The 18,137-nt window shown below is 70.9% G+C and carries 14 protein-coding genes and 1 pseudogene; 8 read left to right on the top strand and 7 right to left on the bottom strand.

Annotated elements, in window-relative coordinates:
- The first annotated feature begins 38 nt into the window (after positions 1-38).
- Positions 39-2,738 (top strand): DNA polymerase I, encoded by a 2,700-nt coding sequence (gene polA / locus OG811_RS01535; RefSeq protein WP_406071554.1) that lies wholly within the window; start codon positions 39-41, stop codon positions 2,736-2,738.
- A 90-nt stretch (positions 2,739-2,828) separates the two neighbouring features.
- Here the strand turns inward: polA and OG811_RS01530 are convergent.
- The 4 genes and pseudogenes from OG811_RS01530 to OG811_RS01515 all read right to left on the bottom strand — a co-directional run.
- Positions 2,829-3,173, bottom strand: a pseudogene (locus OG811_RS01530) (DUF3140 domain-containing protein); the annotation flags it as partial.
- Positions 3,160-3,381: a DUF2945 domain-containing protein gene (locus OG811_RS01525; RefSeq protein WP_406071552.1), complete on the bottom strand. Its 222-nt coding sequence runs from the start codon at positions 3,379-3,381 to the stop codon at positions 3,160-3,162. The pseudogene OG811_RS01530 and the gene OG811_RS01525, both read right to left, overlap by 14 nt.
- Positions 3,382-3,428: 47 nt before the next feature.
- Entirely contained in the window at positions 3,429-4,031 is a 603-nt protein-coding gene (locus OG811_RS01520) for a Uma2 family endonuclease (protein ID WP_406071550.1), read from the bottom strand.
- Positions 4,032-4,088: 57 nt separating this feature from the next.
- Complete coding sequence (locus tag OG811_RS01515; RefSeq protein WP_406071549.1) at positions 4,089-4,895, bottom strand: class I SAM-dependent methyltransferase; 807 nt, start codon at positions 4,893-4,895, stop codon at positions 4,089-4,091.
- A gap of 440 nt (positions 4,896-5,335) precedes the next feature.
- On the opposite strand from OG811_RS01515, the gene rpsA reads away from it, so the two are divergent.
- Both rpsA and coaE read left to right on the top strand, forming a co-directional pair.
- Positions 5,336-6,844 carry a 30S ribosomal protein S1 gene (rpsA, locus tag OG811_RS01510; RefSeq protein ID WP_406071547.1) on the top strand — a complete coding sequence of 503 codons (1,509 nt, stop codon included), beginning with the start codon at positions 5,336-5,338 and terminating at the stop codon, positions 6,842-6,844.
- Positions 6,845-7,155: 311 nt separating this feature from the next.
- Positions 7,156-8,337, top strand: a complete 1,182-nt coding sequence (gene coaE / locus OG811_RS01505; protein WP_406071545.1) for a dephospho-CoA kinase — start codon at positions 7,156-7,158, stop codon at positions 8,335-8,337.
- 11 nt (positions 8,338-8,348) lie between these two features.
- Here coaE and OG811_RS01500 read toward each other — a convergent pair whose 3' ends face one another.
- Positions 8,349-10,154, bottom strand: a complete 1,806-nt coding sequence (locus OG811_RS01500; RefSeq protein WP_406071543.1) for a hypothetical protein — start codon at positions 10,152-10,154, stop codon at positions 8,349-8,351.
- A 298-nt stretch (positions 10,155-10,452) separates the two neighbouring features.
- On the opposite strand from OG811_RS01500, the gene uvrB reads away from it, so the two are divergent.
- The 4 genes from uvrB (at position 10,453) to OG811_RS01480 (ending at position 15,277) form a co-directional block, all read left to right on the top strand.
- The gene (gene uvrB, locus OG811_RS01495) at positions 10,453-12,561 is read left to right on the top strand and encodes an excinuclease ABC subunit UvrB (RefSeq protein WP_406071541.1); all 2,109 of its coding nucleotides are present in this window, start codon (positions 10,453-10,455) and stop codon (positions 12,559-12,561) included.
- 81 nt (positions 12,562-12,642) lie between these two features.
- Complete coding sequence (locus tag OG811_RS01490; RefSeq protein WP_406075446.1) at positions 12,643-13,542, top strand: helix-turn-helix domain-containing protein; 900 nt, start codon at positions 12,643-12,645, stop codon at positions 13,540-13,542.
- Positions 13,543-13,621: 79 nt separating this feature from the next.
- Positions 13,622-13,990, top strand: coding sequence for a VOC family protein (locus tag OG811_RS01485; RefSeq protein WP_406071540.1), 369 nt, complete (start codon positions 13,622-13,624; stop codon positions 13,988-13,990).
- 429 nt (positions 13,991-14,419) lie between these two features.
- On the top strand, positions 14,420-15,277 hold the full coding sequence (locus OG811_RS01480) for a helix-turn-helix domain-containing protein (RefSeq protein ID WP_406071538.1): 858 nt from the start codon (positions 14,420-14,422) through the stop codon (positions 15,275-15,277).
- Between the two features lie 149 nt (positions 15,278-15,426).
- On the opposite strand, the gene OG811_RS01475 is transcribed toward OG811_RS01480, so the two are convergent.
- Positions 15,427-15,720, bottom strand: a complete 294-nt coding sequence (locus tag OG811_RS01475; RefSeq protein WP_406071536.1) for an antibiotic biosynthesis monooxygenase family protein — start codon at positions 15,718-15,720, stop codon at positions 15,427-15,429.
- Between the two features lie 402 nt (positions 15,721-16,122).
- Between OG811_RS01475 and OG811_RS01470 the strand changes: the two genes are divergently transcribed.
- The gene (locus OG811_RS01470) at positions 16,123-17,121 is read left to right on the top strand and encodes a TerC family protein (protein WP_406071534.1); all 999 of its coding nucleotides are present in this window, start codon (positions 16,123-16,125) and stop codon (positions 17,119-17,121) included.
- Between the two features lie 37 nt (positions 17,122-17,158).
- On the opposite strand, the gene OG811_RS01465 is transcribed toward OG811_RS01470, so the two are convergent.
- Positions 17,159-18,082: an NlpC/P60 family protein gene (locus OG811_RS01465; RefSeq protein WP_406071533.1), complete on the bottom strand. Its 924-nt coding sequence runs from the start codon at positions 18,080-18,082 to the stop codon at positions 17,159-17,161.
- Between the last annotated feature and the right edge of the window lie 55 nt (positions 18,083-18,137).

Genomic DNA, 18,137 nt, shown 5'->3' with positions numbered 1-18,137 from the left:
GTCCCGGTCTGTCGTAGCGGCGGACTAGAGTCGCTGCCGTGACAGCTACGACGCCGCGCCTGCTCCTCGTCGACGGACATTCCCTGGCATACCGGGCTTTCTTCGCCCTGCCGGTGGAAAACTTCTCCACCACGACAGGTCAGCCGACCAACGCGGTGTACGGCTTCACCTCGATGCTGATCAACGTGCTGCGCGACGAGCAGCCCACCCACATCGTGGTGGCCTTCGACGTCTCCCGCCGTTCCTTCCGCACCGACAGGTACGCGGAGTACAAGGCCGGCCGCAGCGAGACCCCGACCGACTTCAAGGGTCAGGTCAGCCTGGTCAAGGAGGTCCTGGCCGCGCTGCAGATCCCGGTGGTGGAGAAGGAGGGCTTCGAGGCCGACGACGTCATCGCCACGCTCGCCTGCCAGGCCCGCGACCAGGGCATGTCGGTGCTGATCAGCAGCGGTGACCGGGACGCGTTCCAGCTGGTCGGCGACCAGGTCACCGTCCTCTACCCGCGCAAGGGTGTCTCCGACCTGGCCCGGATGGACCCGGCGGCGATCGAGGCGAAGTACGGCGTCGGGCCGCAGCAGTACCGGGACCTGGCCGCGCTGGTCGGCGAGACCAGCGACAACCTGCCCGGCATCCCGGGCGTCGGCCCGAAGACCGCCGCCAAGTGGATCACCACCTACGGCGGCGTGGAGGGCGTGATCGCCCGCGCCGACGAGATCAAGGGCAAGGCCGGCGACAGCCTGCGCGAGCGGCTCGCCGACGTGATCCGCAACTACGAGATCAACCGCCTCATCACCGACCTCGACCTGCCGCTTCGCCCGGAGGACACCCGCTGGACCGGTTGGGACCGGGAAGCGGTGCACCAGGTCTTTGACACCCTCGAGTTCCGCATCCTGCGCGACCGTCTCTACCAGTACCTGGAAGCGGTCGAGCCGGAGGCCGAGTCCGGGTTCGACCTCACCGGCGAAGTGCTGACCGAGCCCGGCGCGCTGGCCGGCTGGCTGACCACGCATGCACCGACCGGCACTCCGGTCGGGTTGGCGGTCAAGCTCGACACCGGCCCCAACCGCCGGCACAGCGCCTCGATCACCGGTCTGGCGCTGGCCACCGCCGGGGGTGCGGCGGCCTGGGTTGACCCGGCCGGGCTCGACCCGACCGACGAGGGCGCCCTGGCCGGCTGGCTGGCCGACGTGCAGCGACCCAAGGTGCTGCACGACAGCAAACCGGCCGTGCTGGCCTGCGCCGCGCACGGCTGGCAACTCGCCGGCATCGTCCGGGACACCCAGATCGCCGCGTACCTGGCCCGCCCCGATCAGCGGTCCTACGACCTGACCGACCTGGCGCTGCGCTATCTGCACCGGGAGCTGCGGGTGGACGTTCCGGAGTCCGGCCAGCTCACCCTCGACGGGCTGGGCGACGAAGGGGTGGTCGAGCAGAACCTGATGCTCCAGGCCCGGGCCACTCTCGACCTGGCTGACGCGATCGACGCTGAGCTGTCCCGTGACGGCGAGCAGTCCGCCCGGCTGATGGCCGGGGTGGAGCTGCCGCTGATGCGGGTGCTCGCCGGCATGGAGAGCACCGGCATCGCCGCCGACACGGATTATCTGTCCGAGTTGGAGGCGCACTTCGCCGCCGAGGTGAAGGCCGCCGCGCAAGGTGCGTACGAGGCGGTGGGCCGGGAGTTCAACCTCGGCTCGCCCAAGCAGTTGCAGGAGATCCTCTTCACCGAGTTGAGCCTGCCGAAGACCAAGAAGATCAAGACGGGTTACACCACCGACGCCGACGCGCTGCAGTGGCTCTACGCGCAGCAGCCGCACCCGGTGTTGGCCCACCTGCTGCGCCACCGGGACGTGGCCAAGCTCAAGTCAACCGTCGATGGTCTGCTCAAGTCGGTCTCCGACGACGGTCGGATCCACACCACCTTCAACCAGACGGTGGCGGCCACCGGTCGGCTCTCCTCCACCGAGCCCAACCTGCAGAACATCCCGATCCGCACCGAGGAGGGCCGGCGGATCCGTCGGGCCTTCGTGGTGGGGGAGGGTTACGAGTGCCTCCTCACCGCCGACTACAGCCAGATCGAGATGCGCATCATGGCGCACCTCTCGTCGGACGACGCGCTGATCGAGGCGTTCAACTCCGGCGCCGACTTCCACGCCGCCACCGCCTCGTCGGTCTTCGGGGTGCCGCTCGACGCGGTCACCCCCGACCAGCGTCGCAAGATCAAGGCCATGAACTACGGCCTGGCGTACGGGCTGAGCGCGTTCGGCCTGTCCCAGCAGCTCAACATCGGCACCGACGAGGCGCGCGGGCTGATGGAAAACTACTTCGCCGGCTTCGGCGGCGTGCGCGACTACCTGCAGCAGGTGGTCGCCCGGGCACGCCAGGACGGCTACACCTCGACCATCCTGGGTCGCCGCCGCTACCTGCCCGACCTGGTCAGTGACAACCGGCAGCGCCGTGACATCGCCGAGCGGATGGCGCTCAACGCGCCGATCCAGGGCTCCGCGGCCGACATCATCAAGGTGGCGATGCTGCACGTCGACACCGCGCTGAGCAAGGCCGGGCTGCGCTCGCGGATGCTGTTGCAGGTGCACGACGAGCTGGTCTTCGAGGTCGCCCCTGGTGAGCGGAAGGCGTTGGAGGCACTGGTCCGGCAGGAGATGGGCGGGGCGTATCCGCTGTCGGTGCCGTTGGAGGTGTCGGTCGGCTTCGGCCGAGACTGGAACAGCGCTGATCACTGATTTTGTCTTGCCCCGGAACCCGACTGGGTCACCCTGGTCGCGGCCGTTGGTGTGGTGAATCAGAGTGGTTGGGCCTGGCCCGGTGGGTTACTTCAGGGGGTCGTGACCCCAGTTCATCAGCGACCAGCGCCATTTGGTGTCGCGGACGTTGCCGGAGGGGCGCTGGGCCATGTGCCGGCGGACATAGCCGACCACCTTGCGCATGTGCTTGTAGTCGCCCTCGGACAGGTCGCCGCGCTTGCGGCGCAACAGGTTGATGATCTTTCGGCCGGATTCGTGCCCAACGGACTCGCCACCGCCAGAGCGACCGCCCTTGTGCCAGCCGACCTGTTTGGACTCGTCGGTTTCCAGCCAGCCGGACAACTCGCCGGGCTTCATGTTCACTGCCTCGGTGAACTCCCGACAGGTGTCCCGCCCGTCGTCACGACCGCTCATGACGCAGCACCTCGGGTCGGTGGGCCACGTCGCGGCCCGAGTCGTCGTTGCGGATGCGGTACTGCGGCTCGTTCTCCGTCGCGTTCACGGCGTGCCCGCGCACGTGCGTCCGATCGGTCAGCTTCTCCTTGACCACGCCGTACGCCCGGCCGCTGTGACTGGCCCAGGAGACGTGGTCGCCATCGCGGAATTCCCTCTGCTCGGCCATAGGCTCCGGCTACCCGGCACCGCAGGGGCGAAACGGCAGCCGGCCGACTACGGCGTGATCTCGGCGATCGGCAGTTTGATCTCGAACGGTTCGGTCAGCTCGATCACGTCGGCACCGGCGGTGACCAGCTCGTACTGCCGCTCACCGCCGGGACCGACCCGGTCGCCGATCCGGTACGCGTAGACGTGCACCGGATCCTGCTCGATCCGCCAGTAGAACGGGATGCCGGCGGCAGCATATTCGCCGGGTTTGGCGAACCGGTCGATCCGTCGGGTGCCCGGCGAAACGATCTCCACAGCGAGGACGACGTCTGCCGATCGCAGGATCGAATGGACGGACGCCACGCCAACGCGGTGCAACAGCACATCCGGCTGTCGGCTGGTGTTGTGGCTGAGCTTGACTCCGATGGCCTGTGCGGCGCCGAGGTGAAGCGGCGCGTGGTTGCGCAGCCAGAGCCAAAGCAGGCTGGAGATGTTCTGATGGCCCAGGGTGGGGGATGGTGTCACCTGGATAACTCCGTCGACGAGTTCGACGCGGGGGGCGTCGTCCGGCAGGGCGAGCAGGTCTTCCAGCGTGTAGTCGGCACGCTGCTGCCGCATCGGGTCCGGACACCAGGGGCCAGGTGGTGTGGGGATGGACTCCGCGCTCATGGGGTCGAGCCTACCGGCGATCGATGGGACAAAGGTCGCACCCAGGGTGCGACGCGCTCAGTCGGCTGGCTTCTCGGTGACGAAGATGGCGGTGCCGGGGAAGAGTCGCCCCCGCAGCGGGCTCCACTGCCCCCAGATCCCCTCGTGTCCCTGCGGCCACTCCGGCTCCACCAGGTCCAGCAGTCGGAACCCGGCGTCGACCAGCTCCCGAACCCGGTCGCCGAGCGTGCGGTGCTGCTCGACGTAGGTGGCCACGCCGGATTCGTCCTGCTCCACGTAGGGGGAGCGGTCGAAGTACGAGTGCGTGGCGGTCAGCCCACCCTCGCCGGGGTCGTCGAGGAAGATCCAGCGCATCGGGTGGGTCACCGAGAACACCCACCGCCCCCCGGGGCGCAGCACCCGATGCACCTCGGCGAGCAGTGCCGCGGAGTCGTCCACGAACGGGATCGCGCCGAAGGCGGTGCAGGCGACGTCGAACGACCGGTCGGCGAACGGCAGGGCGAGCGCGTCGGCCTGCACCAGCGGCACGCGTACCCCGGTGCGGTCGGCTGCCTCGACAGCGTGCCGCAGCATGCCGGCGGACAGGTCGAAGGCGACCGGCCAGGCGCCCTGGGTGGCCAGCCAGCGGGCCGCGGCAGCCGCGCCGGAGCCCACCTCCAGCACCCGCCGCCCGGACAGGTCACCGAGCAGGCGGGCATCGGCCTCGCGCAGCCCCTCCGGGCACCAGACGAAGTCCACCTCGCCGAGGAACGCGCCGTGCTCAGCCTGATAGTCGTCGGCGTCGGTGTCCCACCAGCCGCGGTTGGCCCGCCGAGCCTCGGCGTCACCCACCCGGCGCCGGGTGACCCGGCTGTCGTCATCCACGCGCCCACGCTAGGCCCCGCCGTGGCCGATCCCCCCGCTGGGCCGGCCCGACCCGCCGAGCCCCGAACCAACCCCCGCCCCCGCCCGTCCTCCGGCGCGGCGGGGCGAGGAGAAATCCGTGCAAGGGGTTTGTGGCGGCTGGGGCTGTTGTGACGCAGGCGACAGCAGGGGTCGTTTCTGGGCGATTGTTCGGCTTTCGCAGGTCACCACATGGAGAGAAGCCGGGAGGGCTTGCACGCTGTGGTAATGCGCACGGTAGGCTAGACGATGCGCTCGCGGATCGCGTTGCCTCGGCAGGGAGCAGGTACGCGGTCGTCGGAGCCACATCATGATCTCACTAGGCGATCGTTCGGTGTGCCCGGCGACGGATCCGCTGGCGCGAACAGGTCACTGCGACACCAGCCTGCTGTGACAACCCACCGACCGGAGCAACCGCCCACATGACGAGCAGCATCGAGGCCCCCTCGAGCGCCACCCGGGTCACCCACGACGATCTCGGTTCCGAGGAGGCATTCCTCGCCGCGATCGACGAGACCATCAAGTACTTCAACGACGGCGACATTGTCGAAGGCACCGTCGTCAAGGTCGATCGGGACGAGGTCCTGCTCGACATCGGCTACAAGACCGAGGGTGTCATTCCCTCTCGTGAGTTGTCGATCAAGCACGACGTGGACCCCGCCGAGGTTGTGACGGTTGGTGACCACATCGAGGCCCTTGTCCTCCAGAAGGAGGACAAGGAGGGTCGTCTGATCCTCTCCAAGAAGCGGGCACAGTACGAGCGGGCCTGGGGCACGATCGAGAAGATCAAGGACGAGGACGGCGTCGTCCGCGGTTCGGTCATCGAGGTGGTCAAGGGCGGCCTCATCCTCGACATCGGGCTGCGCGGCTTCCTGCCCGCGTCCCTGGTCGAGATGCGTCGTGTGCGCGACCTGCAGCCGTACGTCGGGCGGGAGCTCGAGGCCAAGATCATCGAGCTGGACAAGAACCGCAACAACGTGGTCCTGTCCCGCCGGGCCTGGCTGGAGCAGACGCAGTCCGAGGTGCGCACCGAGTTCCTCAACAAGCTGCAGAAGGGCCAGGTCCGCAAGGGCGTCGTGTCCTCGATCGTCAACTTCGGCGCATTCGTCGACCTTGGCGGCGTCGACGGTCTGGTGCACGTCTCCGAGCTGTCCTGGAAGCACATCGACCACCCGTCCGAGGTCGTCGAGGTGGGCCAGGAGGTCGAGGTCGAGGTCCTGGACGTCGACCTGGACCGCGAGCGGGTCTCGCTGTCGCTGAAGGCGACCCAGGAGGACCCGTGGCGGCAGTTCGCCCGCACCCACGCGATCCAGCAGATCGTGCCGGGTAAGGTCACCAAGCTGGTCCCGTTCGGCGCGTTCGTCCGCGTGGACGACGGCATCGAGGGCCTGGTCCACATCTCCGAGCTGGCCGAGCGTCACGTGGAGATCCCGGAGCAGGTCGTCCAGGTCGGCTCCGAGGTCATGGTCAAGGTCATCGACATCGACCTGGAGCGTCGCCGGATCTCGCTGTCGCTCAAGCAGGCCAACGAGGGCTTCGTCGAGGGCGAGGAGCACTTCGACCCGACCCTCTACGGCATGGCTGCGACGTACGACACCGAGGGCAACTACATCTACCCGGAGGGCTTCGACCCGGAGACGGGCGAGTGGCTCGAGGGGTACGACAAGCAGCGCGAGACCTGGGAGAACCAGTACGCCGAGGCTCGTGTGCGCTGGGAGGCCCACACCAAGCAGGTGCAGACCTCTCGGGCTGCCGACGCCGAGGCTGCTGCCAACCCGACTCCGGTCGTCCCGGCCGCTGGCGGCGGTGGCGGTGGCACCACCTCTTCGTCCAGCCCGGCCCCGAGCCGGCAGGCCGAGGAGCCGGCCGGCACCCTGGCCACCGACGAGGCGCTCGCCGCACTGCGGGAGAAGCTCGCCGGCGGTAAGTGACCCGCTGAACGACGACGGGCCCCGTCCCCGCGATCTCCGGATCGCTGGGGGCGGGGCCCTCGCCATTCCCCGGGGAGGTGCGCCCAGCGCACCGCGCGGAGGCCGACGCTGACCTACAAGATCGTGCTCGATCCACGATGTAGGGGCCTTCAAGCCCCCCGCACCCCACTACATCCTGGGTCGAGCACGATCTCGCCGGACGGACCGGAGCCCCGACCCGGGGTCGGGGCCCGAGCCGCGTGATCGAGCACGACCTTGCCGGGCGGTCGGTGGGTTTGGCGGTCGGGCTCGTGATCCGGTTGACTGGTCGGGTGCTGAGAGTGGGGTTGACCGGCGGAATCGGGTCCGGCAAGAGCGCGGTGGCCGCGCGGCTCGTCGAGCGGGGCGCGGTGCTCATCGACGCCGACCGGGTGGCCCGGGAGGTCGTCGCACCCGGCACGGAGGGGCTGGCCGAGATCGTTGCCGCCTTCTCCGACGCGGTGCTGGATGCCGATGGCGCACTGGACCGTGCCGCACTGGGCGCGGTGGTGTTCGCCGACGAGACCGCCCGCCGTCGGCTGGAGGCGATCACCCACCCCCGGGTCCGGGCCCGCACCGCTGAGCTGGCCGCCGCGGCGGCACCCGACTCGATTGTCGTCAACGACGTACCGCTGCTGGTCGAGGTGGGTCTCGCGCCCACGTACCACCTCGTGATCGTGGTGCAGACTGCCGTGACGACCCGACTGGAACGGCTGGCGCGCGACCGGGGGATGGATCGCGCGGAGGCCGAGCGGCGGATCGCCGCCCAGGCCGACGACGCCCGCCGCCGGGCGGCTGCGGACGTGGTGCTGACCAACGACGGGAGCCTGGCGGCGCTGCATGACGCCGTCGACGCGCTGTGGCGACAGCGGCTGCTGCCCTACGAGGACAACCTGCGCGAGCGACGGGTGGTCCCGCCGGGCCGGGGCGACGTGGCCGGGGCCGATGCCAGCTGGTCCGGGCAGTACGCGCGGCTGGCCGCCCGGATCCGACACGCGCTCGCCTCGGACGCCCTGCGGATCGACCACGTCGGCGCGACCGCGGTGCCCGGCCAGGCCGCCCAGGACGTCATCGATGTGCAGGTGGTCGTGCCCAACCTCGCCGACGCCGACGGGGCGCTGGCCGACCGGCTGGCGAACGCCGGGTTCCCACGGGTGCCGGGGCAGTGGTGGGACGATCCGCGCCCGGCCGGCAGTGGTCGGTGGGAGAAGCGGCTGCACGGCAGCGCGGACCCGGCGCGCCCGGTTCGCCTGCACGTGCGGGTGGCGGACTCGCCGGGCTGGCGGTACGCGCTGCTGATGCGCGACCACCTGCGTGCCGACCCGGATCAGCGGGCCGCGTACCTGCTGGTCGAGCGGAACCTGGCCGACGCGGCACCGGGAGCCGGCGGCTCCGGCACGGCCCGCGATCCGTGGTTCGACGAGGAGTACCTGCGGGCCGAGCAGTGGGCCGCGCAGACCGACTGGCGGCCCTGAGAGGCACGGGTTCAGTGGGTGCGGGGCGCCCGGGTGGCGGCCGGGCGGGGCACCGGAGGCAGTCGGGGCACCACGGCGGGGTGGAGATCCAGTTGGGCCCACACGCCGGCGCCGGTGTGCAGCTCCAGCCGGCGTAGTGACCCGGTTCGGTCGATCCAGTAACGCAGCCGCGCGTCGGCCGAACCCAACTCGACGACGTCCACGGTCCGCCCGACGACGACGTCCTCGCGTACCCGCACGGCCGCACCGCTCTGCCCGACCGACCCGGCGGCCAGCGCGGTGTCGACCAGCAGACTCAGGTCGTCCCCGCCGGTTCGAAAGACCCGCCACGCCCCGGCCGGGGGCGGCAGCGGTGGCCGACCCGGCGCCTCCGCGGTGCCGCCGCCAGCGGCGACCGCCGGCAGGTCCGCCCGGGCCAGACCGGCGGTGTCGCGCCGCAGCAGGGTCCGGCGATCCGGTAGGCCCAGATCGGCAACCGCGAGGTACGCGGTACGCGCCGTCCAGCTCAACCAGCCGGCGCCCCGCAGGTTCGTGTCCGTGCCCATCGGCGCGGTCAGCGTCACCGTGGCACCACCCTGGGCGCGTAGCCGGGCCGGCAGCCGGTCCAGCCGACCCTGCTCGGCGTCGGTCAGCGCGCGGGGCAGGCCGGGGCGGCCGCCGAGTGCGTCCACCGGCCGCAATGTCGGCCGGTCCGCCCGGTTGAGGATCATCGTGACCGGGCCGACACCGGGCAGTTGGGTCACCAGCTTGTGCAGGCGGGCGTCCTGGTCGAGCCAGTACCGGGCCTGCGTGTCCGGGTCGGTACCCGTCGACCCGGCGATCGGCGCGGGTGCCGCGGTGCCGCCCGATGCGGTGCTGGCCGGTGCGGTGCTGGCGGCGAATGGTGTCCCAGCGGGCAGTGGCGCCTGAAGGACGTCCACCGGGCCGCCCGCCACGGTGTCCCGGGCGAGCCAGCGCGCACCGCCGCCCGGCACCGTCCGGGTCGGGTCCGGGCGGTCGGCGGCGAGGCCCAGGAGCAGATCGAGCACCGGCGCCAGCTTCGCCTCGGGTGCCAGGCGGTGCAGCCGCCAGCGGTCCGTCGGAGGCACCAGCGGGGGTGCGGCGGGGGTGGGCACCGCTGCCGGGTCGGGCCGGATCACCAGCATCGGGCCGGCCCTCTGCAGCAGCCCGCGTTCGGCACCCGCGCCCGGGCCGCCCACGTCGAGGTAGAGCAGTGACCGCGACCAGTCCACCCAGCCCACCAGCTCGATCCGGGCGGCGTCGGTGCCAGCGGTGACGCGGACTCCGGCCCGCAGGTCCCGCAGGTTGGTGACCCGCACGGCGGCCAGTCGCTCGCCCTCGGCGAGGGTCAGCGGCCGGGCCGGCTCGGGCGGGTCGGGGGCCCAGCTCAACAGCCCGAGCACCAACGCCGTCGCGGACGTCACCGCGGTCAGACCGAGCAACAGCAGCACCGTACGCCGGCGGCGGCTGGTCGAGGCCGGGCCGACGGTGTCTGCCGTCTGATCGGCGGGGTCAGCGATGTCGGCGGCGGTGCCGTCGCGGCGGGTGGTCGTCTCCATGTCCTCGGGGCTCCGCCCGGTGGTGGTCCGGCGTGCTGAGGCGTTGCGGCCGGTGGCGGCGCGGCGCGCGCCGGTGGGCCGGCCGGTCGTGGACCTGCTCCCGGTGCTGGTGGTCCGGGTGGCCTCCGATGCGTCGCCGGTCGAGCCGGTGCGGTGCCGCCCGGTGCCGCTGCCGGTGCCCGTGCCGCTACCCCTGCCGTCTGGGCGGGGCGCGTCCCTGGGGGCGGTGTCGGGTGTCGGGGTCGGAGTGGTGTCCACAGAGATGAAACGGGCGGGGAGGCACCGGGGTGACGAGCAGGGGCGCTCGCGGCGGCCGGTCTGCGCCTCGAGCGCGACCACACGGGTGCGCACGCCGGACTAGCCGGGTGCTGCGACCGCAGTGCCGGGGGCGGCCGGCCGTGGTGACGGCCTGGCCACCGGCCCGGTGGGCCGCCGCGAGCGGCCTACACGAAGAGGGTAGTCCGGTGACATGCGCCACACAATGGGAATATTGAAGCTGATCACGTACCTGTCGTGACGGCCGTTCCTGTCGGACCTGCGGCGTACCGTTGCTGGCATGGCGCTCGACATTCCCCGGCTCGACAGCCGCTTCCAGGTCGTCAGTGAGTTTCAGCCAGCCGGCGACCAGCCGGCCGCCATCGACGATCTTGAGCGTAGGGTTCGGCGCGGCGACCGCAACACCGTGCTGCTCGGTGCGACCGGCACCGGCAAGAGCGCCACCACGGCGTGGCTGATCGAGCGACTGCAGCGCCCGACCCTGGTGCTCGCCCCGAACAAGACGCTCTGTGCGCAGCTGGCCAAGGAGTTCAGCGAGCTGCTGCCGCACAACGCGGTCGAATACTTCGTCTCGTACTACGACTACTACCAGCCCGAGGCGTATATCCCGCAGACCGACACCTACATCGAAAAGGACTCCTCGATCAACGAGGAGGTCGAGCGGCTGCGGCACTCGGCGACGATGTCGCTGCTCACCCGCCGCGACGTGATCGTGGTGGCGACCGTCTCGGCGATCTACGGCCTGGGCACCCCGGAGGAATACCTCGACCGGGCGGTCCGGGTGCAGGTCGGTCAGGAGCTCGACCGCGACCAGCTGCTGCGCCGGCTGGTCGACATCCAGTACACCCGCAACGACATGGCCTTCCAGCGAGGCACCTTCCGGGTCCGCGGCGACACGCTGGAGATCATCCCGGCGTACGAGGAGCTGGCGGTCCGCGTCGAGCTGTTCGGTGACGAGGTGGAGAAGCTCTACTACCTCAACCCGTTGACCGGTGACGTGGTCCGCGAGGTCGACCAGCTGGTGATCTTCCCGGCGACCCACTACGCGGCCGGTCCGGAGCGGATGGAACGGGCGATCCGTGACATCGAGGTGGAGCTGGCCGAACGGCTCGCCGAGCTGGAGCGGCAGGGCAAGCTGCTGGAGGCGCAGCGGCTGCGGATGCGCACCACCTACGACATTGAGATGATGCGGCAGGTGGGGTTCTGCTCCGGCATCGAGAACTACTCGATGCACATGGACGGGCGGCTGACCGGCAGCCCGCCGCACTGCCTGCTCGACTATTTCCCGGACGACTTCCTCACCGTGGTCGACGAGTCGCACGTGACGATCCCGCAGATCGGCGGCATGTACGAGGGCGACGCGTCCCGCAAGCGGATGCTCATCGACCACGGTTTCCGGCTGCCCAGCGCGGCCGACAACCGGCCGCTGCGTTTCGACGAGTTCCTGGAGCGGGTCGGCCAGATGGTCTTCCTCTCCGCGACTCCTGGCACGTGGGAGATGGAGCAGGCCCAGGGCGAGTTCGTCGAGCAGGTCATCCGGCCCACCGGTCTGGTCGACCCACAGGTCGTGATCAAGCCGACCAAGGGCCAGATCGACGACCTGATGCACGAGATCAAGCTGCGCACCGATCGGGACGAGCGGGTGCTGGTCACCACGCTGACCAAGAAGATGGCCGAGGATCTGTCCGACTACCTCCTGGAAAACGGCATCCGGGTGCGCTACCTGCACTCGGAGGTCGACACGCTGCGCCGGGTGGAGCTGCTGCGCGAGCTGCGCAAGGGCGACTACGACGTGCTGGTCGGCATCAACCTGCTCCGCGAAGGTCTGGACCTGCCCGAGGTGTCGCTCGTGGCGATCCTCGACGCCGACAAGGAGGGCTTCCTGCGCAGCGGTCGGTCGCTGATCCAGACCATCGGGCGGGCCGCCCGTAACGTCTCCGGTCAGGTGCACATGTACGCCGACAAGATCACCCCGTCGATGGCGGCGGCGATCGACGAGACCGATCGGCGCCGGGCCAAGCAGATCGCGCACAACGAGGCGCACGGGATCAGCCCGGAGCCGCTGCGTAAGAAGATCCACGACATCCTGGACGACATCTACCGCGAGGCGGAGGACACCGAAAACTCCCGGGTCGGCGGCGCGGTGCGTCAGCTTTCCCGGGGCAAGGCGCCGGTCAAGGAGACCCGCAGCCGGAGCCGGGCCTCCGCCACCACCACCTCGCGGGAGGGGATGGCCCGCGCCGACCTCGCCCAGCTCATCCAGGAGCTCAACGACCAGATGCTGGCCGCCGCCCGCGAGTTGCAGTTCGAGCTGGCGGCCCGGATCCGCGACGAGGTCTCCGACCTGAAGAAGGAGCTGCGCGGCATGGACGCCGCCGGCGTGAAGTGACGGCCACCCGGGCGGCCACGACCAGCATTCGCTGGGACGTGGCCGGCCAGGGCGCGCGAAGGGTGGGCGGGGTTGACGGCGGTGGCACCGGTCGACGAGATGGTCCTCGGGCTGCCCGACGTCAGCCTGCGTCCGTTCGTCGACCGGTACGTCGGCTACCGGGAACGGGCCGACGTGCCGCTGGTCCGTCGGGAGTCGGCGGGCGTCTTCGTGGTGCTGATCCTGGGGTGGGGCGCCCCGCTGGACGTGACCGACCCGCGCAGCGCGGAGCGTGGTGCCACGAGAGTCGACTCATTCGTGGCCGGCACCTTTGACGGCTGGTGCGCCACGCGCACGGTGGGTGTGGGGGAGGGCGTCGAGCTGTTGCTCGCCCCGCTGACCGCCCGTCGGCTCCTCGGCCTGCCGCTGAGCGAGCTGACCAACCGGGCCGTGGGCGTCGGACAGCTCCCGGGCCGTTGGCTGGATCGGCTGCGCTGCCGGCTCGCCGAGTCGGCGGGCTGGCCGGAGCGTTTTGCCCTGCTCGACAGGGTGCTCACCGCTCGACTGGCGGCGTCCCCACCGGTGGACGCCCGGCTCGACTGGGCGTGGCGGTGGCTCGTCGCCAGCGGTGGGCAGGGGAGTGTCGGTGTGCTGGCCGACGAGCTGGGCTGGAGCCGGCGGCACCTCGCGTCCCGGTTCCGGCAGGAGGTCGGGCTGCCGCCCAAGATGGCCGCCCGGTTGTTGCGCTTCCAGCAGGCGTACGCGGCGCTGACCGACATCGGGTCGAGCACGCTGGGTGGGCCAGGTGCCGGGCTGGCGGCCGGCGCTGGGCCGTCCGAGGTCGATGGAAGGCCGCCGAGCGCGGGACGGGCCGTCGACTGGGCCGTGGTGGCGGCTGACTGCGGTTACTACGACCAGTCCCACCTGATCCGCGACTTCCACCAGTTCGCGGGAGCAACTCCGGCCGCGCTGCTCGCCGCCCGGTCGACGACGGCCAGCTGACACCGCTCCGGCGACGGGCGACCCGCCGAGGTCACATTCGTCCAATCCGGGACCGGGCCACCGGCAGCAGAATCGGGTCATGCGAACCGTCTATCCGATCCTCCGTTACCCCGATCCCCGCTCCGCGATCGACTGGCTCTGCTCCGCCTTCGGTTTCCAGGTGCACGCCGTGCACGAGGCGCCGGACGGCACGGTCGCGCACGCCGAACTCGTCCTCGACACCGGCATGATCATGCTGGGCGGTCGGGCCGACGCGTCGCCTCGGCCGGCCGACGACGACTGGTCGGTCTACGTGGCGGTGCCGGACGTCGACGCCCACTGCGCTCAGGCCCGCGCGGCCGGCGCCGAGATCACACGTGAGCCGTTCGACACCGACTACGGCTCCCGCGACTACGCCGCCCGCGACCTGGCCGGCATCGTCTGGGCCTTCGGCACCTACCGCCCCTGAATCGGCCCCGGCCGGCACGGGAACTCGGCCAGGGCGGTGCCCGGCCGGCGGCCTGCGGGAGTCGGAGGTGTGTGATTGCCGCCTATGGAGCTGAATCGTTTGTGCTCTCACTGGCCGTGGACGTTGACGCCGCTGTGGCCACTCGTTGCCAGCGCGGCCGACGGCCGAATCGTTTGCGACATCAGCTCCACAGCGGCGCCGGTGGTAGCGCCTCCCTGAGCCGCCATCCCGATTCGGTACGGGAATTCGGCCGGGCCGACACGGGCTCCACGGGACGCCACGGGCCGGCACCCGCCGCCGACGTGCGGAAACGGTAGGCGCGGGCCGGTCCGACCGGTCAACGGCGTCGGATGATCTGGTTGCGGTGCGCGAGCGAGCTATTGCACTGGGTGATCGCCCTGCGTAGTCTCCCTCGATGGGGAGGCCGGGATGCTGCTGCCAACAAGTCCTGTCATTCGACGTGCACGTCTCGGCGCAGAGTTGCGCCAGCTACGTCGGCGCGAGGCGCTGACCCTGGAACAGGTCTGCGACCGGTTGGGCTGGGCCTCGACGTCGAAGCTGTCCCGCATCGAGCTCGGCCAGAGCCGCCCGGACCTCGCCGATGTCCTCGATCTGCTGGACATCTACAAGGTGCCGACGCCGGCCCGGGACGCGCTGATCGTGATCGCCCGGGACGCGGCGACCAGCCGAGGCTGGTGGAAGACGCTGGGCGAGATGAGCGAACGGCAGCGCACCTACGCCGAGTTGGAGGCGGGTGCCGCCGACATCGTCGAGTACCAGCCGGCGGTCGTGCCGGGGCTGCTCCAGACGCCCGCGTACGCCCGGGTGCTGATGGCGGCCAGTGCCCAGCTCACGCCGGAGGTCGATGTGGAGGCCGAGGTGCGCGCCCGGGCGCTGCGGCAGGAGGTGCTGAGGCGGGCCTGTCCGCCGCGCTACACGGCGGTGCTCGCCGAGGCTGTCTGTGACCCGGGCGACCTGCCGGTGGCGGTCTGGCGTGAACAGTTGCGGCACCTGGTCGCCGTGACCGGGCTGTCCCATGTCACGGTGCGGCTGCTGCCACGCGGGGCGGCCGGTGGCGGGCTGCACCCGCTCACGCCGTACTCCTGTTATGCCTTTCCCGACCCCGCGGACCCGCGGACGGTGATGCTCGAGGCGTTGACCACCGACGTCCGGTTGGCCACCGTGCTCGACGTCGACCGCTACGAGCGGATGACCGAGGCGCTGATGGCGGCCGCGCTGTCTCCAGAGGAGACGGTCACCGTGCTGGCCCGCCGCGCCGGCGAGTAGCGCCATGCCGGGCAGTTGACGCCCAGGGTTGCGCGCCGCGCGGCCACCGGGCCCGGCGCCCCCGAGCCCGTCGGGACCGGCGGCCGGCGCGTGCGGAGCGCACGATAACCGCGGGGTACGACAGACTCAGCGGGGTACGACAGCGTCACTCAGGCTGGCACGTCGAGGAAGTGCTCGACCACGGGCGGCCCGGCGAAGTGTGGCCCGATCAACGCCCGCCACTGCTCGAACCGTTCGGTGGCTCGGAAGTTCTGCTCGTGCGCCTCGACCGAGTCCCATTCGACCAGCAGCACAAAGCGGGTCGGGGACTCGATCCCCCGGGTCATCCGCACGGACCGGCAGCCGGTCGCCCCGACGAGCACCGGGTGACCCTCGGCGTACGCGGCGGCGAACGCGTCCTCGTGTCCGGGTAGTACGTCGATCAGCGCGACCTCAAGCACCATGTCGGAAAGCCTCCCATGGTGGGCAGGGTCGGCGGCGGGGCGGGGTCTGTTCCGGTGTCGACGGTGGCCCGACCTGCACTAGCCTCCTAGGACGGCGGAGCGGGTGTGGCGCGTACGCTTGGACGAGGTGGCCGGCGACACCGACGGCCCCAGGTGTGATCACGGGGCGTGGTGGGCAACAATGGTCACCGAGGAGGGGAGTATTCCCCCGCAACGGAGTCGTCAGCACGGTCGATCGCCGGAACCACGGCGGCCCGACCCGGCCCCGTAGGTCGCCGCCCCGTTCACGGGCGGAGGCGGAAGAGACCTCCGACAGTCACCAGAGTGAGCGACAGCGGCACGCCGGCCCTTCCGGGGACGTACGGTGTGCCCGACGCCGCGTGTCTGCCGGAGGAATGAACGTTGGACGTGTCCGGATTGGTGTGGGCGGGGACGCTGGTCGCACTGACTGCGGTCCTGCTCGTCGACCTGTTGATCATCGGTCGGCGCCCGCACGAGCCGAGTGTGCGCGAGTCGAGCCTCTGGGTCACCTTCTATGTCGGTCTTGCCCTGCTCTTCGGAGCCGGTGTCTGGTTGACCTCGGGTGCCAGCGCGGCCGGGCAGTTCTACACCGGTTGGCTCACCGAGTACAGCCTCTCGGTGGACAATCTCTTCGTCTTTGTGATCATCATGGCTCGCTTCGGGGTGCCCCGGCAGTACCAGCAGAAGGTGCTGCTCGTCGGCATCGTGCTGGCACTGGTGATGCGCGGCGGGTTCATCGCCGCCGGTGCGGCGTTGATCACGCAGTTCTCCTGGGTCTTCTACATCTTCGGCGCGTTCCTGATCTACACCGCGGTCAACCTGGTCCGGCAGGGTGAGCCGGACGAGGGCGAGTTCTCCGAGAACGTGCTGATCCGGTGGAGCCGTAAGGCGCTGCCGATCTCCAAGGAGTACGACGGCGCGAAGCTCACCACCCACGTGAGCGGCAAGCGGCTGTTCACCCCGCTGCTGATCGTGATGATCGCGATCGGTACCACCGATTTGATCTTCGCTCTGGACTCGATCCCGGCGATCTTCGGCATCACCCAGGAGCCGTACCTGGTCTTCACCGCGAACGTCTTCGCGCTGATGGGCCTTCGTCAGCTCTACTTCCTGCTGGGTGGCCTGCTCGACCGGCTGATCTACCTGAGCTACGGCCTGGCCGTCGTGCTCGCCTTCATCGGGGTAAAGCTGGTGCTGGAGGCGTTGGCCGACAACAACCTGCCGTTCATCAACGGTGGCGAGCACGTTGGCTGGGCGCCGCACATCCCGATCTGGCTGTCGCTGCTGGTCATCATCGGCACGCTGGGCATCGCCACCGCCGCCAGCCTGATCAAGTCCTCCTGGGACCGGCGCCGCGAGTTGGCCGCCGCCCGACGCTGACCTGTCACCGGCCGGGTGCGGGAACGCGCCCGGCCGGTCAGACCCGGTGCGCGCCCACCAGCGTGGCGGTCCGCTCGGCCGGCAGTGGCTCCTCGATGACCCGCCGTCGCCGGTAACAGGCGTGCAGCATTCGCCGCTGGCCCCCGTCGTCGGGCGTCGCGGTGACGATGCCGATGTGGTGGATCTTGCGGCCGGGTCGGGCGAAGAAGTAGAGATCGCCGGGGCGTTCCGCGCCCAACGCCAGCGGGGTGGTGGCCCCGGCCTGGTCGTCGGCGTCGCGGGGTAGCAGCACCCCGAACCGCCGCCAGGCCAGGTGCACCAGCCCCGAGCAGTCGATGCCGTGCGCGGAGAGACCGCCCCAGATGTAGACCACGTCCAGCAGTCGCTGCGCCACCGCGAGCGCCTGCTCGGCGATCGGCGACGCGGCCGACGCCGGGACCAGGTGGCTGTCGGGCAGCCAGAGCGGCGCGGCCTGGCCCGGGGCGTGCACCGGCCGCCAGCCGTCGCGCGCCGGGCCGGCCGGGGCCAGGCGCGTGCCGACGACCACGCCGGACAGCACCACCGGCCCGTTCGGGGCGGCGTGCAGCCCGGTGACCGTGGCGTCGACCACCATCGGGTCGGTGTCGGTGGCGTCGGCCGGGTCGACGGAGGCCAACTGGTCGGCGGGGAGCCAGCCCGGGTAGCCGCGCGGGTCCAGCTTGGCGGCTGGCTGCTCGACGGCGACGACCCGGGCCCAGCCGTCCGGGCGCAGCTCGCTGACGAGGACCCGCTCGCCGAGCAGGAGCTGGCTCAGCACGCAGTCGCCGACCTGCTGGTCGGTGTCCAGGCCGGAGACCCAGGCCGGGATGTCGGCGCCGACGGTCAGCGCCGGGCGGTCGACCGGGCGCACCGCCTCGGGAGAGGTCCACAGCGTCGCCACCGCGACCCGGACGACGGCCTCACGGCCCGGTTGCAACTCCACGTCAACCCCCAGATCGTGTCGGCTGTCCAGGGGAAACCCTATGAAAGAAACCAAC

Origin of the sequence: Micromonospora sp. NBC_01638, from assembly GCF_045209745.1 — a bacterium.
Lineage (GTDB): Bacteria > Actinomycetota > Actinomycetes > Mycobacteriales > Micromonosporaceae > Micromonospora.
This window is presented reverse-complemented; position numbering and strand designations above follow the sequence as displayed.